The sequence below is a fragment of the Azospirillum sp. UENF 312511 genome (genome assembly GCF_058780635.1).
Genome location: NZ_JBSNCG010000001.1, coordinates 1,052,463 through 1,074,785, shown reverse-complemented (window position 1 = coordinate 1,074,785; position 22,323 = coordinate 1,052,463). Strand labels below are relative to the sequence as shown.

The following is a 22,323-nucleotide window of genomic DNA, read 5'->3' as shown; positions in this document are numbered from 1 at the left end:
CTCTTATCGTTGTCGTCAGGCTTCGACCAGGACGTCCGTCCACAGCTCCGCCGGATCGGGCTCGGGGCTCTGCTGCGCGAATTCGGCAGCCTCGGTCACCACGGCCTTGACCTCGCGGTCGATCTCTTTGAGCTGGTCCTCGGTCACGTAAGCGCCTTCCAGCAGGACGCGCTTCAGGTTGTCGATCGGATCGGACTCGCTCCGCATCTTCTCGACCTCCTCCTTGGTCCGGTACTTGGCCGGGTCGGACATCGAGTGGCCGCGGTAGCGGTAGGTCTTCATCTCGAGGATGACCGGGCCGTTGCCGGCGCGGATGTATTCCACCCACTTGTCGGCGGCCTCGCGGACCTCGAGGACGTCCATGCCGTTGACCTGATGGCCGGGAATGCCGTAGGCCGCGCCGCGCTGGTGCAGTTCGCCCGCCGAGGCGCGCTCCTGCGAGGTGCCCATGGCGTACTTGTTGTTCTCGATCACGTAGAGCACCGGCAGCTTCCACAGAGCCGCCATGTTGAAGCTCTCGTAAACCTGACCCTGGTTGATGGCGCCGTCGCCGCAATAGACCGCGGACAGGCCGTCATCCTTGTTGTACTTGTGCGAGAAGGCGAGACCGGTGCCCAGCGGAACCTGCGCGCCGACGATGCCGTGGCCGCCGTAGAAGTTCTTCTCGCGGCTGAACATGTGCATCGAACCGCCCTTGCCCTTGGAGTAGCCTCCACGGCGGCCGGTCAGCTCGGCCATCACGCCCTTGGGGTCCATGCCGCAGGCCAGCATGTGGCCATGGTCACGGTAGCTGGTGATGACGTCGTCGTTGTCCTTCAGCGCGGCCTGGATGCCGACCACAACGGCTTCCTGGCCGATGTAGAGGTGGCAGAAACCGCCGATGAGGCCCATGCCGTAGAGCTGGCCCGCCTTCTCCTCGAAGCGGCGGATCAGAAGCATCTCGCGATAGTACTTGATCAGATCCTCGGTCGAAGCGGCCTGCTTCGAAGCGGAGTCAGTCTGCGCCTTCGGACGGCGTCGTGACGCGGCCATGTTTCCTCCCCAGGGTTTATGCAGCGACGGCAAGCGAACAGCCAGGGCTGCAGCACGTTGCGAGGGTACATCCCACTTATGAGGGTGCATCCCCCTCGCACCGGAAGCGGATGCGGGGCGCACAGTACACGACAAGCGCACGAGACGCAAATATCTGTTTTTAAACGCGAAATTCGGCGTTAACCGGCTTTCGGTTAATTCACTGATATGACCTACTTCTCAGCGCTAGCATCACCTTCGAGCTGTGCCGGAGGGAGTGCGATTATGACGTCGCGGGGGCCTGAAAGGTTCAACATCGTGCGCGCACGCTCGTCCAGCATGTCGCGGTCCAGGTGGTCGCTGCGCATCAGTTGCGCGCGGCGGTCCATTCGCTCGCGCTCGGCCTTCACCTGATCCAGAACGGATTCCGCCGTGGCGATCTCCGCCTTCAGGTGGTTCATGGCGAGCAGCCCGCGGTCCCCCTGGACGGCGTAATAGACGAAGTAGGCGACGACGCAGGAGCCGATGGCCGGCCCGATGGCCTGGCGAAGGGCGCTTTTCGCGGCGCGTTTCAGCGAGTCTGTGAGGTTCTGGAGCATGGTCATGGCGGTATGATGGAATCATACGCGATTCCTTCGGTCAAACGGAAAAGAAGCAATCCGAAAGAATTCACCGCGCCATGCTCTTTGCGCCGCTGAGTAATAGGCGGCTTACACCCCCAAAGGAGAGGGACACAGTGCGCAACCTTCGAAAGAAGGCGGGTGGCGCTTCACTCCGGCGGGACCTCGCGCGGGCGGCGGTCCTCGCCGATGGCGACGTAGGTGAAGACGCCCTCCGTCACCTTGATCGCCTCCCCCGCGCTGCGCTGGCGGCGCACCCAGGTCTCGACCCGGACGCGGATGGAGGTTCGGCCCACCTTGGTGACATGGGCGAAGCAGCTCACCTCGTCGCCGACATAGACCGGCTTATGGAAGGTCATCGCCTCGATCCCCACCGTCGCCACGCGCCCGCCCGCCCGGCGCAGGGCGGCGACGCCGCCGGCCAGATCCATCTGGGACAGCAGCCAGCCGCCGAAGATGTCGCCGTTGGGGTTGGTGTCCGCCGGCATGGCGATGGTGCGCAACGCCGGACCGCCTTCCATATCGGGATGGGCCATGTCCGGTTGAGCTTGGTTCTGATCGGTGGGAGTGCCGTCGCTCATCGTGCCTCCGCCCTCGTTCATTCTGGGGTCGAAAAAGCGCATCACAAAATATGGTGCGGGGAGTATATAGGAGCCACCGCATGCGCTTGCGCAGCCCTGACGAAATTCCTATAACTGGGGCCATGAGCGATCTTTTCGAGAACACGGCGCGCAAGGCCGAGACCTATTCCGCCCAGGATATCGAGGTTCTGGAAGGGCTTGAGCCCGTCCGCCGGCGCCCCGGCATGTACATCGGCGGCACCGACGACCGGGCGTTGCACCATCTGGTGGCCGAGGTTCTGGACAACGCCATGGACGAGGCGGTGGCCGGCCACGCCAGCCGCATCGACTTGGAGCTGACCGTCGACGGCACGGTGGTGGTGCGCGACAACGGGCGCGGCATCCCGATCGACGATCACCCCAAGTACCCGGGCAAATCGGCGCTGGAGGTCATCCTCACCACCCTGCATTCGGGCGGCAAATTCTCCAACAAGGTCTACCAGACCTCCGGCGGCCTGCACGGCGTCGGACTGTCGGTGGTGAACGCCCTGTCGGACCGGCTGATCGTCGAGGTGGCGCGCGACCGCCAGCTCTACGTGCAGCACTACAGCCGCGGCCTGCCCCAGGGACCGCTGACCCGCCAGGGCGCGGCCAATCGCCGCGGCACGACCATCCGCTTCCACGCCGACCCCGAAATCTTCGGCGAGGCCGCGCATTTCGAGCCGCACCGGCTGTACCGGCTGGCGCGCTCCAAGGCCTACCTGTACCGGGGCGTCGAGATCCGCTGGAGCTGCGACCCGGCGTTGCTGTCGCCGGACAGCACGACCCCGCCCCAGGAGACGCTGCACTTCCCCGGCGGCCTGCTCGACTACCTGAACGCCGCCCTGAAGGAGCGCCGGACGCTGACCCGCCTGCCCTTCTCCGGCGCGCTGGACTTCCCGAACCAGCAGGGCCGCGTGGAATGGGCCATCGCGTGGCCGGAGGATGACGAGGGCTTCTCGCACACCTACTGCAACACGGTGCCCACCCCGCAGGGCGGCACGCACGAGGCCGGCCTGCGCGCCGCGCTGACCCGCGGCCTGAAGGGTTACGGCGAGCTGACCAACAACAAGCGCGCCACCCAGGTCACCGCGGACGACGTGATGGGCGACGCCTGCATCCTGCTGTCGGTCTTCATCCGCGAGCCGCATTTCCAGGGCCAGACCAAGGAGAAGCTGGTGACGGCGGAAGCCCACCGGCTGGTCGAGGCGGCAATCAAGGATCATTTCGACCACTGGCTGTCGGGCGACCCCTCCTCGTCCAAGGCCCTTCTGGAACGGCTGATCGAAAAGGCGGAGGAGCGCGCCAAGCGCAAGCAGTCCAAGGAGTTGGGACGAAAGTCCGCAACCCGCCGCCTGCGCCTGCCCGGCAAGCTGGCCGACTGTTCGCGCAACTCGCCGGAAGGCACCGAGATCTTCCTGGTCGAGGGCGATTCGGCGGGCGGCTCCGCCAAGCAGGCGCGCAACCGCGAGACCCAGGCCATCCTGCCGCTGCGCGGCAAGATCCTGAACGTTGCCTCGGCCTCCTCCGACAAAATGAAGGCGAACCAGGAGCTGAACGACCTCACCCAGGCGCTCGGCTGCGGGGTTGGAAAGGACTTCTCCAGCGACAAGCTGCGTTACGAGCGGGTCATCATCATGACCGACGCCGACGTGGACGGCGCGCACATCGCCTCGCTGCTGATGACCTTCTTCTACCGGGAGATGGGCGGGCTGATCCAGAACGGGCACCTGTATCTGGCCCTGCCGCCGCTCTACCGCATCAGCCACGGCGCCAAGTCGGTCTACGCCCGCGACGACGCCCACAAGGACCAGCTCATGAACAAGACCTTCAAGGGCAAGAAGGTGGAGATCAGCCGGTTCAAGGGCTTGGGCGAGATGATGCCGGCCCAGCTCCGCGAGACGACCATGGACCCGGCCAAGCGGACGCTGCTGCGCGTCGTCGTGCCGAACAGCGCCGACCCCGAGCAGGCGGAGGACGTGAAGGCCACCAAGACCCGCGTCGAGGAGCTGATGGGCCGCCGTCCGGAGCTGCGCTTCCAATTCATCCAGGAGAACGCGAAGTTCGTCCGGGTCGACGACATCGACGTGTAACCCGCGGCGCTGTACGCTCGTTTGCGTACAAAACAACGCTGTGAGACTCCGGCCGCATGACTGCGACGCTCGCCCTGTACCAGACGGACCTGTTCCGCCCGACCTACCGTCCGTGGAAAGGCGAGCGCTGGGAGCTTCTGCTCGCCCCGATGCTGATCTGCAAGGGCTACTGGAGCGAGGCGATGCTGGTCACCGACATGGCGGGGCTGATCCGTCATGACGGGCCGACGTCGCGCACCTGGATGTCGATGACCCCCATGGAGATCGAAAGCCAGGAGATCGGTTGCCGCTTCGCGGCGGGGCACACGGTGGTCATGGGGCTTGGCATGGGCTGGGCCGCCGCCAACGCCGCCCTACGGCCCGAGGTCACACGCGTCACGGTCGTCGAACTCGACCCCGAGGTGATCGCGGTGAACGCCATAATGGACGTGTTCGGCCAGCTTCCGCCCGAGGCCGCCGCCAAGGTGACGGTGATCCAGGGCAACGCCCTCGCCCACAGGCCCGACGAGCCGGCGGACACTCTGATGGCCGACATTTGGCAGCCGCTCTACGGTGACGACCGTCTGGAGCAGGTCCGCCGCATGCGGGACAACACCGGCGCCACCCGAGTCTACTATTGGGGCCAGGAGATGGACATCGCCCAGCGCGCTCGCCATCTGAGTCTGCCTCTGGACGCTGCCTCGGTCGCCAGAATCATGGCGGACATGGGGCTGCCGCTGATCGGCCCCGCGGAGGTCGCCAACTATCCGAATCTGATCGAGCGCGCTGCCCGGAACTGGCTGCGTCCGGATTGGACGCCGCCAGGTTACGCGGTCGGCTGAGCCGCGGCTCTTCCGGGGGCGCGGGCTTGCAGCCACCCCAGCGGCATCCCATGATTGTTTACCCCATGTCCACCCAGCAGCCCAGGCGAGCCATGACCTTCCTGTCCCGTGCCGGTGTTCTCGCCCTCTGCGCGATGGCGGCGGCCTGCACCAACGAACGCGTGGTGGCCGACCTGCCCGTCCCCGCCTACACGCTGAGCGAGGTGTCCTACGCCGCCTCCAACCGCGATCTGCGCGTGGTGATCCACGGCAATCCCTTCGGCATGGACCCGCAGACCTTCGGGCCGCTGGTGACCGCCAACATGCAGAACCGCATCTCCGGCGTGCGCACCAACTTCACCACCACGCCCAACCAGACGGCGCGGCCCGATTACCGTGTCGTCCTGGCCTTCAACCCCGCCGAGACCACCCTGAACTCGTACCTGTGCAGCGGCCAGCCCCTGCGCACCAGCCCGCCCGGCGGTCCCATCGTGGTCCAGGGGGCCTTCTGCCGGGGCGGCGGAACGCTGTCCTCGGCCACCGGCTGGCTCGACCGTCCGCAGGGACCGAACGACCCGGATTTCCGGTCGCTCATCAGCGACATGACCTTCGCCCTTTTTCCGGCCCGCCGCGCCGACCTGGACGGCTGCGGCGGGGGTCCTGACTGCTGAGGCGGGGAAGTACGGCGTTCAGGCGTAGAGCAGCCACTGCCGCAACAGAGCGGTGACCGCCTGCGGCTGTTCCATGGCCGACAGATGGCCACAATCCTCGATCAGGGCGAGGCGGGCGCCGGGAATCCCCTCGGTGATCTCCTCGTGGAGAGCCGGGGGCGTGATGGCGTCCTGCCGCCCGCACAGCACCAGCGTCGGGCAGGCGATGGCTCCCAGGCCGGGACGGCTGTCCGGGCGGTTCATGATCGCCGTCTGCTGGCGCGTGTAGCCGTCCGCCCCGACCCGCTGGGCCTGGGCCTGCACCGAGTTCGACCAGGGCCGTTTCGCCCGTCCGGTCGGGATGGACGAGGCGCGGCATGCCGGCGGCCACCACCTGCCGCAACCGCCCCTGCCCCACCAGACGAACGGCGTCCTGGCGCGTGGCCGTCTGCTCCGGCGTGTCCGGGCGGGCGCTGGTGTCGAGCAGGGCGAGCTTCGCCACCCGCTCCGGCGCTTGCCGCAGAATTTCGAAGGCCACATAGCCACCCATCGACAGGCCGGCGAGCGCGAATCGCGCCGGCGAGCGCGCCAGCACCGCGGCGGCGAGGGCGGCCATGGAGTCCTGGCCGGTCAGGTCGCCAACGGCCGGCTCCGCCACATCGGCGAGATGGCCGGTCTGGTGCTCCCACAACGCGGCGTCCAGCGGCATGCCGGGCAGCAGGATCAGGGGAATCCGGTCGCTCATCCCTCTTCCTTTCTCGCTCTGACTGTTTTCATCCGATCAGCGAATCAGATCCAGCACCGCCTTGAAGGCGGGGATGTCCGACCGCTCCATCCACTCAAACAGGACCATCTCCGTGCTGACGACGGTCGCCCCGGCGGCGCGCATGCGGGCGATGCCAAGCTCCGCGTTGGCGGGCGTGCGCGACGACACGGCGTCGGCCACCAGCACCACCTCGAACCCCAGCCCGATCAGCGACAGCGCCGTCTGCATCACGCAGACATGGGCCTCCGACCCGGCCAGCACGATCTGTTGCCGACCAATCCGCTCCAGCCGTTCCAGAAAGGCCGGCTCCCGCGCGGCGGAAAAGCTGATCTTCTCCACCACCCCGTCCGGCGGCAGCAGGGCGCGCAGGGAGGCGGCGGTCGGGCCGAGGCCCTTGGGGTACTGCTCGGTGGCGAAGGCGGGCACGCCGAGCAGGGCCGCGCCCCTCAGCAAGGTGGCGGCGTTGCGCTCGACCCGCGCGGACTCGGCGATCGACGGCATCAGTTTTTCCTGGATATCGACCACCACCAGGACGGAGCGTTCGGAGGAAAGAAGCATCGGAGGGCTGCCTTTTTTCATTATCCGGTCCAGGTGGGGGAAAGAGCCGGAAGAAGGCCCACAACCCCCGCGCAGGCCGGATTTCCGCGGTTTGTACGGTCTTTTCACAGCCTAGCCGAGCGGGCGCGGGGCGCCAAGCGGCCCTTCCGGACCCACGCGATGCACGATTCCATCACAAGGTCTATTGACAGCGCCCTTTGACTTCATATTCTGCCGCACCATCTACTCGTCGGGCCGTACCGGCACGATTTTCGCACTCCAGACAGAAACAGGTTGGATGCTCTTTTCGGAACTTGGGCTTGGACCTGACGTCCTGCGGGCAATCGAGGATAAAGGTTACACCCAGCCGACGCCAATTCAGGAACAGGCCATTCCCTGGGTCCTGCAAGGCCGCGACGTGCTCGGCTGCGCGCAAACCGGCACCGGGAAGACGGCCAGCTTCACCTTGCCGATGATCGACATCCTGGCCTCGGGCCGGGCACGGGCGCGCATGCCCCGGTCGCTCATCCTGGAGCCGACTCGGGAGCTGGCGGCGCAGGTCGCCGAAAGCTTCGAGACCTACGGCAAGCACCACAAGCTCAGCATGGCGCTTCTGATCGGCGGCGAAACCTTCACCGAGCAGGTGAAGCGGCTGGACCGCGGGGTGGACGTGCTGATCGCGACGCCGGGCCGTCTCATCGACCTGTTCGAGCGCGGCAACATCATGCTCAACGACATCAAGGTCTTCGTCATCGACGAGGCGGACCGGATGCTCGACATGGGCTTCATCCCGGACATCGAGCGGATCGTCAGCAAGCTGCCGAAGCTGCGCCAGACGCTGTTCTTCTCCGCCACCATGCCGCCGGAAATCCGCCGTCTGGCCGACGCCTTCCTGTCGAATCCGAAGGAAGTGACCGTCGCCCCGCCGGCCTCCCCGTCGGAGACGGTGACCCAGGCCATGGTCCTGGTGCACGAAGAGGACAAGCGCAAGGCGCTGCGCCACCTGCTGCGCACCGAGGACGTCAAGAACGCCTTCATCTTCTGCAACCGCAAGCGGGACGTCGCCATCCTGCAGAAGTCGCTGGAGAGCCACGGCTTCAACGCCGGCGCGCTGCACGGCGACATGGTGCAGTCGAAGCGGACGGAGACGCTGGAAGCCTTCAAGAAGGGCGAGATCACGCTGCTCGTCTGCTCCGACGTGGCGGCGCGCGGCCTGGACGTGCAGGGCCTCAGCCACGTCTTCAACTTCGACGTGCCGATCAGCGCCGAAGATTATGTCCACCGCATCGGACGCACCGGCCGGGCCGGTCGCACGGGCCGCGCCTTCACCCTGGCCAGTCCGCTGGACGGCAAGCAGGTGTCGGCCATCAGCCGTCTCATCAAGCGGGAGATTCCGTTGATCGCCATTGACGGCCTCGAGTTGGCCGAGTTCCTCAGCGAGGACGAGGCGCGCCGCGGCCGCAGCCGGGGCCGTGGCAAGGACAAGGAGCGCGGCGACCGCGCGCCGCGCGAGCAGCGCGCCGAACGTCCCGAGCGCGAAGAGCGCGCACCCCGCGAGGAGCGTCAGGCCCGTGAGGAGCGTCAACCGCGTGAGGACCGCCCGAGCCGGGAGGACCGTCCGGTGCGCGAGGAGCGGCAGCCCCGTGAGGAGCGGCAGCCCCGTGAGGAGCGCCAGCCGCGCGAATCGCTGGCCGCTGCGGAAAGCCGCCGCCAGGAACCGCGCCGGGATCGGGACCGCGATCGCCGTCGTCGCCGCGACGAGGACGAGGACGACACACCCGTGATCGGCTTCGGCGACCATATGCCGGCCTTCATGCTCCGCTCGGCGCGGCGCCCCGCCCCGGCCGAACCCGCCGAGCAATCCTCGCAGGAGGGCTGACCGCCATGCAGACCATCTTCGTCATGGTCAAGTGCGAGCTGGGCAAAGCCTATCAGGTGGCCGATCAGGCCGTTCAGGACATCGAGCAGGTGTCGGAGGTGCATTCCATCTCCGGCCAGTACGACCTGCTGATGAAGTGCTATCTCCCCCAGGATCTGGACATCGGCCGATTCGTCACCGAAAACATCCAGACCCTGACCGGGGTGCGCGACACCTTCACTCTGATCGCCTACAAGGCCTTCGCCTGAAGGTGCGACGGGTACGGAAGGTGTCGTAAAGAGGCGCTGACCGGCTGCGAAAAAAGGGGACGTCCGCTGCTTGCGGCCGGTCCCCTTTTTCATGTTCTGCCCGGTCGGCAACAGGCATCGGACAATTCGCGAAACATGCCGCGAAACCGTTGACTTGGCGGGTTGGTTACCTCAAACGTTCGGCATGTCCCAGCTCCCGTCCCGACATGCCCGGCGCGCCCGCGCCACCAGCCCGAAGATGCATCGCCCGTTGGACCGCCGGTCGCTGGTCCTGCGGTCCGGCATCGTCGCCCTGATGGCCGCCTGCGGCGTCGTCATGGCCGATCTGGCCGACGCGCAGCAGCCTCCCCCTCCGACGCCGCAGGCGAACGCCGCGCCGCCTTTTGGGGCGACCGGGCCGGAGCAGGAGGGGCGGCTCGAAGTTGTCGTTCCATCTTCGGGACCGGCATCCGGAGCGGCCGCAGGAAAGCCGCAGGACCCCCCGGTCCTTCTGGGAGCGGACACCGTCACCTTCGATGAGGCAAATAGCCTCGTGACCGCGTCGGGCAACGTGGAGCTGTCGCAGGGCGCGCGGACGGTCCACGCCGACACGATCACCTACAACCAGAAGACCAAGGTGGTGATTGCGTCGGGCAACGTTCGTCTGGTCGAGCCGTCGGGCGACATCCTGTTCTCCAACTACGCGGAACTGACCGACGACATGCGCGACGCGTTCGTCGAGAACGTCCGCGTGCTGATGACCGACAACAGTCGCATGGCCGGCGCCGAAGGCGAGCGGCGCGGCGGGCGGCTGATCCGCCTGAACCGGGCCGTCTACAGCCCCTGCGAACTGTGCAAGTCCGATCCGACCCGTGCACCCGTCTGGCAGATCCGCGCGGCCCGCGTGGTCCAGGACAACGAGGACCATGAGGTCCGTTACCGCGATGCCTTCATGGAGATGTTCGGCGTCCCGTTCTTCTACACCCCCTATCTGTCCCACCCCGATCCCACGGTGGACCGGCGCTCGGGCTTCCTGACGCCGAGCTTCCGGAACAGCTCCGAACTCGGTTTCGGCGCCATCACCCACTATTATTGGGACATCGCACCGGACCAGGACGCCACCTTCGACCTCGGCGGCTATTCGAACCAGGGGGTGTTCCTGGGCGGTCAGTACCGCAAGCGCTTCGAGAACGGGCGACTGCAGCTCGACGCGTCGGGCACGCAAGGCGAAATCCCCAACGGCACGCTGAAGGGCGCCGACGACCGGCGCTGGCGCGGGCACGCCTTCGCCAGCGGCCTTTTCGACATCGACGAGACCTGGCGCTGGGGCTTCAATCTGAAGCGCGCGAGCGACGAGCTGTATTTGCGCCGCTACTTCAACATCCGCGACGAGGTGCTGACCAGCCGCGCCTTCGTCGAGGGCTTCAACGGACGCAACTACGCGGCGGTCAACGCCTACAGCTTCCAGGACCTGCGCTGGGGCAACACGGTGCAGGAGCCCTACGTGCTGCCCGAGGTGCGCTACAACGCCCTGGGCGAACCCGGCAGCCTGCTGGGCGGGCGCTGGTCCCTGGACAGCAGCCTGCTGGCCATCGCCCGTCCAGGCAGCGGCGGTCCGGACACCCAGCGTGTGGCCATGCAGCCCGGCTGGCAGCGGGACATCTACTCCAACCTCGGTTTCGTCACCACGATCGAGGGCAGCGTCCTGCTGGCCGGCTACACCGCCCAGCGGTTCGATCCGAACGACCCAGCCAGCACGGGCAACGACAGCGTTCAGCGCCTGCGCTTCTTCCCGCAGGCCATGACCACAGTCCGCTACCCCTTCGTCCGCTACGGCGAGAGCAGCTTCCAGACCATCGAGCCGATCGGTCAGATCAGCGTGTCGCCGAAGGTGGACAACGATCCGGCCTTCCCGAACGAGGACAGCCTCGACGTCGAGTTCGACGAGGTCAACCTGCTGATGCCCAACCGCTTCACCGGCATCGATCGCCTGGACGGCGGCCTTCGCGCCACCTACGGCCTGCGCACGACGTTCCAGGGCTACAAGACGGGCTCGGCGAGCCTGTTCGTCGGTCAGAGCTTCCGCGCCGACGATACGGAGAACTTCCGCGGCGGGTCGGGTCTCGACAAGAAGTCGTCGGATTACGTCGGTCGCCTCGACCTGCGCCCGGCGGACTGGCTGGACGTGAATTACGGCTTCCGCATCGACCACGACACGCTGAAGCCGCGCCGCCATTCGGTCACCGCATCGGCCGGGGTGCCGCTGCTGCGCGTCGCCGGCACCTACACCTATGTCGACCAGACCGAGAATCCTTACGTCGTCGAGCGGAACGAGGTGGAGCAGGCGGGCATTTCGGTGTCGTCGCAGTTCTCGGAACACTGGTCGATCGGCGTGTCCCATTCCCAGGCATTCCGTCCCGATGCGGGACCGCGCGCCAGTGCGGGCGTGCTCCGCTATCAGGACGAATGCCTGATCTTCGAAACCATCGCCCAACGCGACTACACCGTCATTCAGAACGGCGAGCAGGAGGGGAACACCATCTTCTTCCGCTTCGTGTTCAAGAATGTGGGCGAGTTCCGCACGCCGGGCATCAGCGCCGGATTCCTCGGTCCGTCGGGAGCCAGCAACTGATCGGGAGCAGCGTCTCCCGCCAAGGTCAAGGGGTTGCATCGGGCGGCCGATCTGGGTAGCCATAGCACCCTCTCCTTCCGCTCGGATTTGCTGCACATGGCCTTGGGACGCTACGACTACGAACGCCGTTATCGCCGCCGCTTCTGGGCGGGGTTCGCGAAGTTCGGTCTGTTCGCCGCCGTTCTCCTCGGTGTCGGTCTGTTCGCCTACCAAATGGGCATCGAGCAGTTGAAGGGCCGTGACGTCACGTTGCGGGAAGAAATCTCCACCCTGTCGCGCCAGAAGGCGGAACTCGAACTGCTGGCCAGCCAGATGCAGCACGCCGCCCGCACGGCGGAGGCCCGCGCCGCGGATCTGGAGGCGCGTCTTCAGCGCGAAGTGCCCTCGGGCGATCTCGCGCGGCTGACCGGGCTGGTGTCGGAGCGTCTGAAGGGCGGCATGGACCCCAACCGCCTTGCCTTCGTGATCGCCCAGGTCCAGGCGGTGCGCAATTGCCAGCCGGCGGAAACCAAGCGCTTCGCCCTGGCCACCCCGCTCCTTAAGTCCGGCAACCGCAGCACCAGCTTCAACAACGGCGCGGTGACCGTCAGCGGCGAGGGCCAGTCGTCGCGCAACGCTCAGGGCAACGCCGAGAGCTGGTTCGATCCGGCCCAGCCGGTGACCATCAAGATCGCCGGCATGGGCGGCAAGGAGACGGTCGCCAAGGGCGTTCTGCCCCTGCACCAGACGGTGGTGATCGACAACAACGAGTACCGGTTCACCTTCGCGCCCGGCGCCCGCTCCTTCGTGGATGTGACCGCCGACCGCTGCCCCTTCCCTTAATCCTCGTCGCGGACGGCAAACGGTCGCGGCGGCTTGCCGGCCATGTGGATGTCCCACATCGTCGCGTAGGCGCGCTCCAGGGCGCGGACCAAGCGGTCGGCATCGAACAGCGGCGCACGCTCCCTCTCTGCCATGAGGCGTGCTTTCAGCCGGGCGATGCTGTCCGGATCGCCGGCCAACCGCAAGGCCGTCTTCTCGTAATCGGCAAGCGACCGCACCGCCAGTTCGGGCAGGCCGGCGGCCCGCAGCAGGCTCGTCCCGACGCGGGACGCAAAGCCTTCCCCCGTCACCGTCAGCACCGGCACGCCCGCCCACAGCGCGTCGCTGGCCGTGGTGTGGGCGCCAACCGGTGTGGTGTCGAGGAACAGGTCGGCCAGACGGTAGCGCGCCAGATGCTCCGCCGGGGGGCGCCGAGGGGCGAAGACCAGCCGGTCGGCCACCACGCCGCGACGCATCGCCTCCCGCCGCAGGTTCGCGCTCGCCTCCGGATGGCTGTCGAGCAGCCACAGCACGCTGTCCGGCGCCACGCGCAGCAGGCGGCACCACAGGTCGAACAGGGCCGGCGTGATCTTGTAGGCGGCGTTGAAGCAGCAGAAGACCATGCCCCGCTCCGGCAGGCCACAGGCCGCACGGGATGGAGTCGGACCGATCGGCCGGCTTCGGTCGTTGGGCTGGTAGCAGACCGGAAGCTGAACGATCCGCTCCGCGTAGAAGGGCTGGTGATCGAACGGCGTGACCAGCGGGTCGCCAATCACGTAATCGATGAAGCCGGCGCCCATCGTTCCCGGATAGCCCAGCCACTGCGCCTGCACGGGGGCGGGCCGGTGGGCGGCGATCTCGGGCCGGGCGAGCTGGGTGTGGCCCTTGAGGTCCACCAGGATGTCCACCCCATCCGCCCGGATGCGCGCCGCGGCGTCGGCATGGGAACAGGCGGAGAGGTCCACGAAACGGTCGAAGGCGGCGGTCAGCCGGCGCCGCATCGGGCCGCCATCGTCGGACCCATAGCTGCAGCCGACGACCTCGACCCGATTCCGGTCGTGGCGCTCGATCAGTTCGGCGATGAGGGCGGCGGTGGCGTGCTCGTAATAGTCGGCGGAGAGATAGCCGATGCGCAGCCGGCCGCGCGGTCCGGCGTCGCGGCCGGCCGGCATGGCGGCGACGCCCTGCGTCCTCCAATCCACGTAGCGGCGGGCGCAGGCCAACTCCGCCGCCGGGCCGGCGCCTTCGCCAAGGAAGATCCAGGGATGGACCTGCCGCGTCGCGTCGCCGCGCACCAGGGCGGCCAGTTGCGCGGAGCGCTCCGCCAGCCCGTCCCAACGGCAGAGATGCCGCATCTGCTGGACGAGCTGCGCGAGCACGCCGCCCGCGTCCGGCAGGCCGAGCGCCAGGGCGCGTTCGAAGGCCGGCAGGCTGTCGGCGAGCCGTCCGTCCTCCTTCACCATCAGCCCGAGATTGGCGTGGGCCTCGGCCAGTTCGGGGCGCAGGGCCAGGGCGTTGCGGTAACAGCCGGCGGCGGCCGCCGCCCGGCCGTACCCCTGGAGCACCGCGCCGAGGTTGAGCCAGCCGGGCACCAACGTGGGGTCGAGCGACACGGCACGGCGCAACGCCGTTTCCGCCGCCTCCCAGCGCCCCAGCGCGCGCAGCAGGACGCCCTGATTGCAGGGGGCGGGGGCGAAGCGCGGCATCAGCCGCGCGGCCTCGCCGTAGGACCCCACCGCCTCCGCGGTGCGGCCCAGCGCCTGGAGGGTCAGGCCCAGATTGAAATGGTTGCCGCCGAAATCGGGCAGCCAGGACAGGGCGGCGCGATGGTGCGCCTCGGCCTCGGCCGCCCGTCCCTGCCGCCGCAACGCCTCGCCGAAGGCGGAACGGGCCACCGCCTCCTCCGGAGTCCCGGGCTCGCCCAGCGCGTCGAGCGCGCCGAACAGCCCGGCCAAAGCCGCGGAATCGCCGGGCTTGGCGGCCAGCGCTGAACGGCACTCCCCGATCCGGGCGCGGAGGTCGGCGGTCATGGCTGGCGGTGGCTTACTTGCGGACCCAGCGCCCGCCCGACAGCACATACTGGCCGGCAGGAGTGCGCTCGATCAGCTGCTTTCCGGCCAGAGCCTGGACCTGATCCACCGAGGTGCCGTTGCTTCCCGCGATCTCGCGGTAGCGGGCGATGCGCTGGGCGTTGACCTGCTCGGCGAGCTGGGCCGCGGCGGCCGGCGCGCCGGGGACCGCCCCGACCAGCCCATCCGGCCGTTCACCGATCTGCCCGGCGGCCTTGGCGGCACCCAGGGCGTCCTGGGCCGGGGCCAAGGCGGGACCCGACAGGGCGAGCGCCAGGACCAGCCCGGCGGCGGCAAACATGCGCTTCATGGCTTCCTCCCTCCCTTCGCACCGCCCAAGCTGTCCTGGGACGGCGGCAGGCCGAACAGGGCCGGATCGTCGGCGATGGCCTTTTCCAGGTCGCGTTCGACCTTCACCCGGACTTCCTGTTCGATCCGGATGTTCAGGTTGATCTCGATGGGCTTGTCGGGCGCCTCGACCTTGACGGTCGGGGTGCAGGCGCCCATTCCGGCCCCCAACCCTGCGATCAGTGCGGCGGTCAGGACGCGCCGGCTTCGAACCGTGTGTCTCATGGATTCCTTCGTTGGAACTCCGTCATGCGGTCGCGCACCGTCTCGGGTATGCGGTAGGTGTCCAGGCTCTGCCGCAGGATCCGGTCGAGCGCGCCGCTCACCTTAAGGTTAAGCGCGACCGGATAGCCATCGTAGAATGCCGGGTTGGACCCACGGATGGCGATGCCGACCGCCAGCTCGCCACCGGCCTGTCCATCGACGGTGGCGGTCAGCGTGTCGTAGCGGAAGTCGGTCAGCGCGCCCGTCAGCAGAGCCGTCGGGCTGCCCTCCTCCCCCTTCAGAAAGCCGGGCGGATTCTCGGGGTCGTAGCGCAGCGTGCCGGGGGCGTCGGCCTCCAGAAGCCCGCCGTCGAGATGAACGGTGTCGGCCGCGATGCGCACCGGCAAGCGCCCGCTGACCGTTCCGCTGGCATCCAGCCCGTCCACCGCGACCATCGCCAGCATCGGGCCGAGATGCACGCGCTCCGCCCGCAGCGTGACCGTCCCCCGCGGCGCCACCGGGTCGATGGCGAAAGGCTCCGCCCGCAGCACCCCACCCGCCCAATGCCATTCGGCGCGCTCCACGCTCAGCCGCCCCTTCGTCCCGTAGCCGAAGCGGAGCGTCCCGTCGGTCAGCGGCAACCCGACGTCGAGCAGCTTCACCGCCAGAGTCTGGCCGGGCGCGACCACCGGCGGGAACAGGCTGGGAAGCGACAGCACCCCGTTGATCCCGCTGGCCGACACCGGGCCGAACCGTCCGGCGAGGTCGGCGAGCAGCAGGTCGCCCTGGGCCTTCAGCGCGGTGCCGTCCCAGGTGAGGCGGGCCTTGGCGGTCAGGGTGCCCACCGTCTCGGCAATCGTGTCGGCGCCCGTCCAGTGGGTCAGGACCGGCAAGCCCTTGGCCGGGGCGGTCAACGTCGCCTGCCCGCGGTGGGTCGCGCCGTCGCGGGTCATGGTGAGGCGCAGCGTCCCGCCGGCCGTGCCCCGCGGCGTCGCCAGCGTCACCGCCGCGTCGCCGAGCTGGATGGTGTCGATGGGAATCACGAGGTTTCCGCCGCCGGCCGGGCCGCCGTTGCCGCCCGCCCCGGCGGAGCCGGTCAATGGATAGCCGGCGACGCGCAGGACTCCGTCCTTGGCCACGTCCAGCCTCAAGCGGACGCCTGCAAGATCCACGCGTTCGATTCGCCCCTCCAGAAGGGCGTCCATCGGATGACGGATGATGAGCGTTCCGCCGACCGTGCCCTGCCGATCCAGGCGGACCACGGCATTGGTCTGCTCCACCGACAGGTCGGTCACCGTCACGGCAGCGTCCGGGAAGCCGGCGCGGCGCAGCGCCTGCGTGGCGGCGGTGCCGGCCAGATCGGTCCGGTGCTGGACGGCGAGGGCGACCGCGCCACCGATCAGCGCCAGCTTCACCAGCACCAGCCATCGTCTCAACCGCCGCACGCTTTGCTGCCGCACGCCCCACCCCTCGCCGTCCAAAGTGCCATCGGTCTCTTTCGGGTATGAACACCCGAAAGGCAGTCTATCGTCCATCGCGGCCGGGACGCGACCGTGCAGCGTTGGGACAATGATGAGGCGGCGGCGGACGGGGATCGGATGGGCGCCGATGAAGGCAGCCCCGCAGGGCGTCTTTGCATCGGCGCCGGTTTCCCCTATGGTCGCGTCCGCGGAATCGGCACATCGGAGTGTTTCGCATGTTGCGGTGGACGCGCATTCTCATGGCGGCACTGTTCGCCACATTCATCTTCGCTCAGGGGGAGGCCAAGGCCTTGGATCCGGAAAACACCCTCTACCTCGACCTCAAGGACGGCCGCGTGGTCATCGAACTGCGCCCCGACCTGGCACCGAACCACGTCGCCCGCATCAAGGAGCTGACCCGTCAGGGCTTCTACAACGGCGTCGTCTTCCACCGCGTGATCGACGGCTTCATGGCCCAGACCGGCGACCCGACCGGCACCGGCACCGGTGGCTCCGGCAAGAAGCTGAAGGCCGAGTTCAGCAGCGAGCCGCACGTCCGCGGCACGCTGTCGATGGCCCGCACGCCGGACCCGGACAGCGCCGACAGCCAGTTCTTCATCTGCTTCGCCCCGGCCGCGTTCCTGGACAAGCAGTACACCGTCTGGGGCAAGGTCGTCGAAGGCATGGAATTCGTCGACAAGATCAAGAAGGGCAGCCAGTCCCGCAACGGTCAGGTCAGCGACCCGGACAAGATCGTCAAGATGCAGGTTGCCGCCGACGCCAAGTAACGGCTTCGGACGCGCAACGGCTTCGGAATCGGACCGCCGACCGCGGCGGTCCGATTCAGGCGACCGGGGCGGTGAAACCGCGCACCGCCCCCCGTGCCCTGCCTTCTCAGCCGCTCACGGCTTCAGACACTCACGGCCCGTTCATCGCCGCGGTCAGCGCCACCAGGAGATCCCGCATGCTGCGGGGGCGGTCCTGCCAGCGCATCGACAGGCCGCTCAGCAGAACCTTCTCGAATCCCGTCGGCACCGTGGCGCCGCCTTCGGCCAGACGGGGCACCCGGTCGCTCATGAAGCGGCTGGTGGCGTCGGGCGGCGTCTTGCCGGTCAGCGCGTAGTAGGCGGTGGCGCACAGCGCGTAGACGTCCGTCCAAGGCCCTTGCTTGCCGTCCGGTGCGTATTGTTCGGGCGGGGCGTAGCCCGGCTTCAGGATCACCGTCAGATCGGCGCTCTTTCCAGCGGCGTGGCGCGCCGCACCGAAATCCAGCAGCTTGCGCTCACCACCGCTCGTCAGGAAAATGTTGTCGGGGCTGATGTCGCGGTGGATCAGCCCTTGCTCGTGCACGGCGTGCAGCGCCTTGATGATCGGCGACAGCAGGATCAGCGTCTGGCGCGCCGCGATCCGCCCGCCGCTTTCGGCGACGTGCCGCTTCAGGGTCCGGCCGTCGAGAAGCTCCATCACGAGGTAGGCGGTCTCGTTCTCCTCGAAGAAGTCCTGGACGCTGACGATCTCCTTCACCTCCCGCAGGCGGGCGAGCATTCGCGCCTCCTCCAGGAATTTCGCCAGGCCGGCCGAGAAGCTCCGTCCGTGTTCGTCGGAAAAGGGAACGACTCCCGACGATCCGGCGGCGCGGGACACCAGATTGGCCGGATAGAACTCCTTCACCGCGACCTTGATCTGAAGCCGTTCGTCCCAGCCAAGATAGGTGGCGCCGAATCCCCCCTGCCCCAGGACGCGGCCCACGAGATAGCGGCTCAACAGCCGCGTTCCCGGAAGCAGATGGACGCCGGCGCGGTTCTGGACGCGGACCGGGTAGCCGCAATCCCGGCACGCCTCGCGCGGAGCCTTCGGAACGAAGCAGGCCGGGCACAGGCCCGGCGCGGCACCGGCGGCCGGAGCCTCCACCGTCACGGCGGCGAGGCTGACCGGCGGGGCGATGCCGCGGACTGGGGGCGCCACCACGGTCGGCAGAGCCGTCGCGCCGCAAGGTTCGAAGGCGGCTCCCGTTCCCCCCTGCGTGGCCGGCGGCGACGGCTTGGCCGAGGGCAGCGGCATCTGGCTCAGCCGGTCCAGCAACTCGTAGAGGCGACGCACCTCCGCCTGGGCGATGTCGTCGCCCTGGGCGCCGGCCAGTTCGGCTTGGAACGGCGGCTGGCGGACGGTTTCCAGGATGTGCTGGCGCAGGACCGAAAGCGCCGCGTCATCGCCGACCAGACCGGAACAGGCCAGTTCCGCCAGCCGAATGATCCGGCGGCGCGGCAGCGGTTCGATCTGGCGCAGGCGCTGGACGAGCCGGCCCCGCCGAACGAACTCGTCGACCACCGAGGCCGCACGGGCGGCGATCCGCTCGCGGTCGTGGTCCGGCAGGGCCGACCCGCGAATGGCCTCCACCGCGCCGGTCAGGGCCTGCCGCACCAGCGCCGTATCGGGCGTCTGGAGCACCATGTTCTCCACCAGCAGCTCGTTCTTCAACGCGGCGTCCAGCGCGTCCACGACCTCGCCCAGGTGTCGTTCCGCGGCGGGCACCGCGGAGACGCCGGTCAGATAATGGATTCGGCAGATCAGGTCCGGCTGCGTTTCGCTGAGCCCGACGATGGACCGCCGGTAGGCGCTCGCCCCGCCCTGTTCCAACCGGCGGGAATAGCGGACGGTCAGGGCGTCGGCCATGGCGGCTCCGCCGGTCAGCCCTGCCGGCGACAGCAGATGACCCATCAACGTCCGCAACAGCTCCGCTTCCTGTTCCGCGTTCCCGCGCCCGAGCGGCTGCGGCGCGCGGAGCTGGCGCCGGATGCGCTCCAGCACCATGGCGCGGGCGGCGGGCAGGCGGCCCTGGCGGAACAGGCCGTTGAGAACACCCAGCCGGTTCGGCCCGAATGCCTCCATCGGCACGCGGCCGAACAGAAGGTTGCACAGCGTGACCAATGGCGACCCGCCGGCCGGTGTGCCGCCGAACAGCTCCTGGGTGGCACCGGGCGAGGCCAGCAAATCGCCGACCACCTCGTCCAGCGCCACGGACAGGGCGTCCTGCCGTTCCGCCGGGAAAAGCTGCATTAGCGCATCGAGCTTCGACGTCCAGGTGCGGCATTCCTCCAGTTCCATGGAGAGCGCCACGCGCAGGTCGAACACGGCGTCGCCGGTCGGTGACTTCGCCGGTGCGCTGCGCAGAATGGACTCGATGAGGGTGCGTCCTCGCGCCAACCCCGAAAAGGCGGTCTGGGCGGCCCGCGCCTTTGCCACGGTTTCGGAAACCGCGTTGTCCAGCGCGCGGCGGCGGGCCTTCGCCTCCTGGCCGGGAAGGCGGGCCTGCACCGTCGCGATCCGGCCCAGGGCGGACTCCATCTGTGTGGCCTTGGCCTGGAGGGCCTTCAAATGCCGGCTGTTGTGGATCAGCTCCGTCGGGGTCAGCACGAGGCCGTCGAGATGCTGACGCAGGACGATGCCGATGACCATCCGCGCCGGTCCCCCATGATAGTCGGCAAGCGTGTGGCACAGCACCGCCTCGTCGAGCGCGCCGGCGGGGCCGATCGCTCCTGCGGAGGCGGGTGTCCTGGAGGCGGGCATTGACACAGGCGGCCTTTGGGCGGGATCGGCGCGGCGCGCGGATGGCGTGAACGGTCCATCATAGTCCGGGCGATCCGGTAAACAGCCGGTATACGAGGGCCAAAATGGCTGATCGGTCCGGTTGCTCTGCACGCCGGGCTGTTTGCGCAAAGGTGTTGCAAGAGGGCATCGGGGACGGCCGACGGCACACTTTTGCGCGCAGCCCCGCCCTTCCCTTCCCCTGCGGGCTGTGCGATACCCGGACGATACCGGCGCCCAACCACCGCCGGCAGGAGGTCCGGATGCAGCAGGTCGAGTTGGACCAGGGAATCGGCGCCCACACCCTTACCTACACTCTTACATTGAATCGCAGCGCTGCGAACGGCTCTCTGGAGTGCACACTGTGCCCGGGGCGTGGCGGTGTCGTGACCAGCCTCGCCTGGCGCGGCGCGAACGGCACCATCGACCTGCTTCGCCCGGCCTCCGACTGGGCGCTGCGCCACGGCTCGGCCACCGACATGGGCTGCTTTCCGCTGGTGCCCTTCTCCAACCGCATCGCCGGGGGGCAGTTCACCTTCAATGGACGGCCGGTGCGGCTTCCGCTCGACGGGGATGGCAACCCGCACGTCATCCATGGTCATGGCTGGCGCGCCGCCTGGACGGTGGAGGACGCCACCGCCTCATCGGCGCGCATGGTCTTCCGGCACCGCGCCGACGCTTGGCCCTGGCGCTACCGCGCGACGCAGACTGTGGTGCTGGAGGAGGACGGGGCCAGCCTGACCCTTTCCCTCGTCAACGAGGACGACACGCCGATGCCCGCCGGGATCGGGCTGCACCCCTATTTCCCGAAACCGCCGGGCACGCGGCTGACCGCCCGCGTCGGCGGCGTCTGGCTGAACGGCTCGACGATCCTTCCGGTGGAGCGCGTCGCGGTGCCGCCCCGCTGGGACTTCACGACGGGGATCGTCATGGACCGGACCGTCCTGGACAACGGCTTCACCGGCTGGGATGGCGTGGCGGCGCTGGACTGGCCGACCCTCGATCGGCGGCTGTCGATCGAAACGGACGGGCCGTTCGGCCATCTCATCGTCTACGCGCCGCCGGACGCAGACTATCTCTGCGTCGAGCCGGTGTCCCACATGACCGACGCGGTCAACCGCCCGGAAGAGCCGGACACCGGCCTGCGCCGTCTCGAACCGGGCGAGGAACTGATCGGCACCATGCGCCTGCGCCTGGAAACGCTCGCCCGTTGAGAGCCGGTCCGCAGCGTCAGCGGCACCGCACGAAGGTGGCGCCGAAGGCCGGCGGGTCCAGCGTCAGGAACAGGCGGTCCAGCCGCGGCGCCTCGGCGGCATCCAGGCGCAGCACGCCTTCCGGCAGCCCCTCTTCCCCGCCGAAGGCCAAACCCTCCGCCAGATCGCCCTCGCCGGGCGCCAGCGGGCCTTCCAGCGGAAAGGCGGCAATGCGCGGGTCGTGCAGGCTGAAGCCCCCGTCGTTGGTGATCTCCAGGTAGGAGGTCCGGCAATCGTCGATGGGCGTCCGGGTGGCCGGATCGGCCTTGGCCCAGCGGCCGGTCAGGGCCGGCAGGTCCACCGTGCGCTTCGCCGGGGCCGACTTGGCCTGGCCTTGGCCGATGGGCTGAACCGGGCGTTGCGGGGCGGACGTGGTGACGGTCAGAGGCTCGTCCGCCACCGGGGCCCGGCGGGCGGCGAGTTCCGTTTCCAGCGCCTTGGTGCGCTCGGTCATCTGGCGCGCCAGACAGGCCGCCCGGTCCTTGCCCTTCTTCGGGTCGGCCAGATCGGCCTCCGCCACCGGACAGGCAGCGTCCCGCCGCTGGACCCAGGCGCGCTGGCCGGCGGCAACCGCCTCCTCCCCCGCCTTTCCCGCCTCGTCGGTCAGACCCCGCAACGCCGCATCGAGCTTCTCGGCGGTGGCGGCCAGAGACGTGTCCCGACAAAGCAGCAGCGCCACGGGCGCCTCTCCGGCGCAGTCCGCGGGCTTGGCGGCCTCCCCGCTGGTGTCCGCCGCCATGGCCGTTCCGGCCATCAGCATGCCCGCCAGAAGAATCGCTGCCCGCATCG

Annotated in this window: 20 protein-coding genes and 1 pseudogene; 9 read left to right on the top strand and 12 right to left on the bottom strand. The window is 68.6% G+C overall.

The window, feature by feature from the left end; translation table 11 throughout:
- Nucleotides 1-15 precede the first annotated feature (15 nt).
- From pdhA to ACWPN7_RS04910, 3 genes are all read right to left on the bottom strand, one after another.
- Nucleotides 16-1,032 carry a pyruvate dehydrogenase (acetyl-transferring) E1 component subunit alpha gene (gene pdhA, locus ACWPN7_RS04920; protein ID WP_014198781.1) on the bottom strand — a complete coding sequence of 339 codons (1,017 nt, stop codon included), beginning with the start codon at nucleotides 1,030-1,032 and terminating at the stop codon, nucleotides 16-18.
- Between the two features lie 212 nt (nucleotides 1,033-1,244).
- Complete coding sequence (locus ACWPN7_RS04915) at nucleotides 1,245-1,616, bottom strand: FtsB family cell division protein (RefSeq protein WP_200474674.1); 372 nt, start codon at nucleotides 1,614-1,616, stop codon at nucleotides 1,245-1,247.
- A 164-nt stretch (nucleotides 1,617-1,780) separates the two neighbouring features.
- On the bottom strand, nucleotides 1,781-2,212 hold the full coding sequence (locus ACWPN7_RS04910) for an acyl-CoA thioesterase (RefSeq protein WP_372712361.1): 432 nt from the start codon (nucleotides 2,210-2,212) through the stop codon (nucleotides 1,781-1,783).
- A gap of 122 nt (nucleotides 2,213-2,334) precedes the next feature.
- Between ACWPN7_RS04910 and parE the strand changes: the two genes are divergently transcribed.
- From parE to ACWPN7_RS04895, 3 genes are all read left to right on the top strand, one after another.
- A complete protein-coding gene (parE, locus tag ACWPN7_RS04905; RefSeq protein WP_349620282.1) occupies nucleotides 2,335-4,323 on the top strand; it encodes a DNA topoisomerase IV subunit B in 1,989 nt (662 codons plus the stop codon).
- 56 nt (nucleotides 4,324-4,379) lie between these two features.
- Complete coding sequence (locus tag ACWPN7_RS04900; protein WP_459196766.1) at nucleotides 4,380-5,144, top strand: hypothetical protein; 765 nt, start codon at nucleotides 4,380-4,382, stop codon at nucleotides 5,142-5,144.
- A gap of 92 nt (nucleotides 5,145-5,236) precedes the next feature.
- Nucleotides 5,237-5,794, top strand: coding sequence for a hypothetical protein (locus ACWPN7_RS04895; protein ID WP_040134130.1), 558 nt, complete (start codon nucleotides 5,237-5,239; stop codon nucleotides 5,792-5,794).
- An 18-nt stretch (nucleotides 5,795-5,812) separates the two neighbouring features.
- On the opposite strand, the gene ACWPN7_RS04890 is transcribed toward ACWPN7_RS04895, so the two are convergent.
- The 3 genes and pseudogenes from ACWPN7_RS04890 to ACWPN7_RS04880 all read right to left on the bottom strand — a co-directional run bounded on the left by ACWPN7_RS04890 (nucleotide 5,813) and on the right by ACWPN7_RS04880 (nucleotide 7,097).
- Nucleotides 5,813-6,097 (bottom strand): alpha/beta fold hydrolase, encoded by a 285-nt coding sequence (locus ACWPN7_RS04890; RefSeq protein ID WP_492273146.1) that lies wholly within the window; start codon nucleotides 6,095-6,097, stop codon nucleotides 5,813-5,815.
- Nucleotides 6,098-6,260: 163 nt separating this feature from the next.
- Nucleotides 6,261-6,389: pseudogene (locus tag ACWPN7_RS04885) on the bottom strand (alpha/beta fold hydrolase); the annotation flags it as partial.
- 165 nt (nucleotides 6,390-6,554) lie between these two features.
- Nucleotides 6,555-7,097 carry a hydrolase gene (locus ACWPN7_RS04880; RefSeq protein ID WP_040134132.1) on the bottom strand — a complete coding sequence of 181 codons (543 nt, stop codon included), beginning with the start codon at nucleotides 7,095-7,097 and terminating at the stop codon, nucleotides 6,555-6,557.
- Between the two features lie 277 nt (nucleotides 7,098-7,374).
- On the opposite strand from ACWPN7_RS04880, the gene ACWPN7_RS04875 reads away from it, so the two are divergent.
- The 4 genes from ACWPN7_RS04875 (at nucleotide 7,375) to ACWPN7_RS04860 (ending at nucleotide 12,636) form a co-directional block, all read left to right on the top strand.
- Nucleotides 7,375-8,955, top strand: a complete 1,581-nt coding sequence (locus tag ACWPN7_RS04875) for a DEAD/DEAH box helicase (RefSeq protein ID WP_492273145.1) — start codon at nucleotides 7,375-7,377, stop codon at nucleotides 8,953-8,955.
- 5 nt (nucleotides 8,956-8,960) lie between these two features.
- Nucleotides 8,961-9,203 carry an Lrp/AsnC ligand binding domain-containing protein gene (locus ACWPN7_RS04870; protein WP_014198771.1) on the top strand — a complete coding sequence of 81 codons (243 nt, stop codon included), beginning with the start codon at nucleotides 8,961-8,963 and terminating at the stop codon, nucleotides 9,201-9,203.
- A 184-nt stretch (nucleotides 9,204-9,387) separates the two neighbouring features.
- Nucleotides 9,388-11,814 carry an LPS-assembly protein LptD gene (locus tag ACWPN7_RS04865; protein WP_492273144.1) on the top strand — a complete coding sequence of 809 codons (2,427 nt, stop codon included), beginning with the start codon at nucleotides 9,388-9,390 and terminating at the stop codon, nucleotides 11,812-11,814.
- Between the two features lie 96 nt (nucleotides 11,815-11,910).
- Nucleotides 11,911-12,636 (top strand): hypothetical protein, encoded by a 726-nt coding sequence (locus ACWPN7_RS04860; protein ID WP_040134135.1) that lies wholly within the window; start codon nucleotides 11,911-11,913, stop codon nucleotides 12,634-12,636.
- Here the strand turns inward: ACWPN7_RS04860 and ACWPN7_RS04855 are convergent.
- Genes ACWPN7_RS04855 through ACWPN7_RS04840 form a run of 4 tightly spaced genes read right to left on the bottom strand, consistent with a single transcriptional unit; the run spans nucleotide 12,633 to nucleotide 16,696 of the window.
- Nucleotides 12,633-14,645 (bottom strand): O-linked N-acetylglucosamine transferase, SPINDLY family protein, encoded by a 2,013-nt coding sequence (locus ACWPN7_RS04855; protein ID WP_459196764.1) that lies wholly within the window; start codon nucleotides 14,643-14,645, stop codon nucleotides 12,633-12,635. The genes ACWPN7_RS04860 and ACWPN7_RS04855 overlap by 4 nt on opposite strands.
- Before the next feature lie 13 nt (nucleotides 14,646-14,658).
- Nucleotides 14,659-14,994 carry a YdbL family probable chaperone protein gene (locus ACWPN7_RS04850; protein WP_040134137.1) on the bottom strand — a complete coding sequence of 112 codons (336 nt, stop codon included), beginning with the start codon at nucleotides 14,992-14,994 and terminating at the stop codon, nucleotides 14,659-14,661.
- Nucleotides 14,991-15,257 carry a YnbE family lipoprotein gene (locus ACWPN7_RS04845; RefSeq protein ID WP_149650338.1) on the bottom strand — a complete coding sequence of 89 codons (267 nt, stop codon included), beginning with the start codon at nucleotides 15,255-15,257 and terminating at the stop codon, nucleotides 14,991-14,993. Before ACWPN7_RS04845 ends, ACWPN7_RS04850 begins: the two co-directional genes overlap by 4 nt.
- Nucleotides 15,254-16,696, bottom strand: a complete 1,443-nt coding sequence (locus ACWPN7_RS04840) for an intermembrane phospholipid transport YdbH family protein (protein ID WP_459196763.1) — start codon at nucleotides 16,694-16,696, stop codon at nucleotides 15,254-15,256. The genes ACWPN7_RS04845 and ACWPN7_RS04840 overlap by 4 nt, the downstream gene beginning before the upstream one ends.
- A gap of 236 nt (nucleotides 16,697-16,932) precedes the next feature.
- Here ACWPN7_RS04840 and ACWPN7_RS04835 point away from each other — a divergent pair, with 236 nt between their 5' ends.
- On the top strand, nucleotides 16,933-17,484 hold the full coding sequence (locus tag ACWPN7_RS04835) for a peptidylprolyl isomerase (RefSeq protein ID WP_103039137.1): 552 nt from the start codon (nucleotides 16,933-16,935) through the stop codon (nucleotides 17,482-17,484).
- Between the two features lie 130 nt (nucleotides 17,485-17,614).
- Here ACWPN7_RS04835 and ACWPN7_RS04830 read toward each other — a convergent pair whose 3' ends face one another.
- Nucleotides 17,615-20,263, bottom strand: a complete 2,649-nt coding sequence (locus ACWPN7_RS04830; RefSeq protein WP_459196762.1) for a serine/threonine-protein kinase — start codon at nucleotides 20,261-20,263, stop codon at nucleotides 17,615-17,617.
- 341 nt (nucleotides 20,264-20,604) lie between these two features.
- On the opposite strand from ACWPN7_RS04830, the gene ACWPN7_RS04825 reads away from it, so the two are divergent.
- A complete protein-coding gene (locus tag ACWPN7_RS04825; RefSeq protein WP_459196761.1) occupies nucleotides 20,605-21,495 on the top strand; it encodes an aldose 1-epimerase in 891 nt (296 codons plus the stop codon).
- 16 nt (nucleotides 21,496-21,511) lie between these two features.
- Here ACWPN7_RS04825 and ACWPN7_RS04820 read toward each other — a convergent pair whose 3' ends face one another.
- The gene (locus ACWPN7_RS04820) at nucleotides 21,512-22,321 is read right to left on the bottom strand and encodes a lysozyme inhibitor LprI family protein (RefSeq protein ID WP_149650341.1); all 810 of its coding nucleotides are present in this window, start codon (nucleotides 22,319-22,321) and stop codon (nucleotides 21,512-21,514) included.
- Between the last annotated feature and the right edge of the window lie 2 nt (nucleotides 22,322-22,323).

What these genes read in the sequence shown, in the direction of transcription:
- pdhA (WP_014198781.1), bottom strand. Translation starts at nt 1,032, where the DNA reads ATGGCCGCGTCACGACGCCGTCCGAAGGCGCAGACTGACTCCGCTTCG.
- ACWPN7_RS04915 (WP_200474674.1), bottom strand. Translation starts at nt 1,616, where the DNA reads ATGACCATGCTCCAGAACCTCACAGACTCGCTGAAACGCGCCGCGAAA.
- ACWPN7_RS04910 (WP_372712361.1), bottom strand. Translation starts at nt 2,212, where the DNA reads ATGAGCGACGGCACTCCCACCGATCAGAACCAAGCTCAACCGGACATG.
- parE (WP_349620282.1), top strand. Translation starts at nt 2,335, where the DNA reads ATGAGCGATCTTTTCGAGAACACGGCGCGCAAGGCCGAGACCTATTCC.
- ACWPN7_RS04900 (WP_459196766.1), top strand. Translation starts at nt 4,380, where the DNA reads ATGACTGCGACGCTCGCCCTGTACCAGACGGACCTGTTCCGCCCGACC.
- ACWPN7_RS04895 (WP_040134130.1), top strand. Translation starts at nt 5,237, where the DNA reads ATGACCTTCCTGTCCCGTGCCGGTGTTCTCGCCCTCTGCGCGATGGCG.
- ACWPN7_RS04880 (WP_040134132.1), bottom strand. Translation starts at nt 7,097, where the DNA reads ATGCTTCTTTCCTCCGAACGCTCCGTCCTGGTGGTGGTCGATATCCAG.
- ACWPN7_RS04875 (WP_492273145.1), top strand. Translation starts at nt 7,375, where the DNA reads ATGCTCTTTTCGGAACTTGGGCTTGGACCTGACGTCCTGCGGGCAATC.
- ACWPN7_RS04870 (WP_014198771.1), top strand. Translation starts at nt 8,961, where the DNA reads ATGCAGACCATCTTCGTCATGGTCAAGTGCGAGCTGGGCAAAGCCTAT.
- ACWPN7_RS04865 (WP_492273144.1), top strand. Translation starts at nt 9,388, where the DNA reads ATGTCCCAGCTCCCGTCCCGACATGCCCGGCGCGCCCGCGCCACCAGC.
- ACWPN7_RS04860 (WP_040134135.1), top strand. Translation starts at nt 11,911, where the DNA reads ATGGCCTTGGGACGCTACGACTACGAACGCCGTTATCGCCGCCGCTTC.
- ACWPN7_RS04855 (WP_459196764.1), bottom strand. Translation starts at nt 14,645, where the DNA reads ATGACCGCCGACCTCCGCGCCCGGATCGGGGAGTGCCGTTCAGCGCTG.
- ACWPN7_RS04850 (WP_040134137.1), bottom strand. Translation starts at nt 14,994, where the DNA reads ATGAAGCGCATGTTTGCCGCCGCCGGGCTGGTCCTGGCGCTCGCCCTG.
- ACWPN7_RS04845 (WP_149650338.1), bottom strand. Translation starts at nt 15,257, where the DNA reads ATGAGACACACGGTTCGAAGCCGGCGCGTCCTGACCGCCGCACTGATC.
- ACWPN7_RS04835 (WP_103039137.1), top strand. Translation starts at nt 16,933, where the DNA reads ATGTTGCGGTGGACGCGCATTCTCATGGCGGCACTGTTCGCCACATTC.
- ACWPN7_RS04830 (WP_459196762.1), bottom strand. Translation starts at nt 20,263, where the DNA reads ATGCCCGCCTCCAGGACACCCGCCTCCGCAGGAGCGATCGGCCCCGCC.
- ACWPN7_RS04820 (WP_149650341.1), bottom strand. Translation starts at nt 22,321, where the DNA reads ATGCGGGCAGCGATTCTTCTGGCGGGCATGCTGATGGCCGGAACGGCC.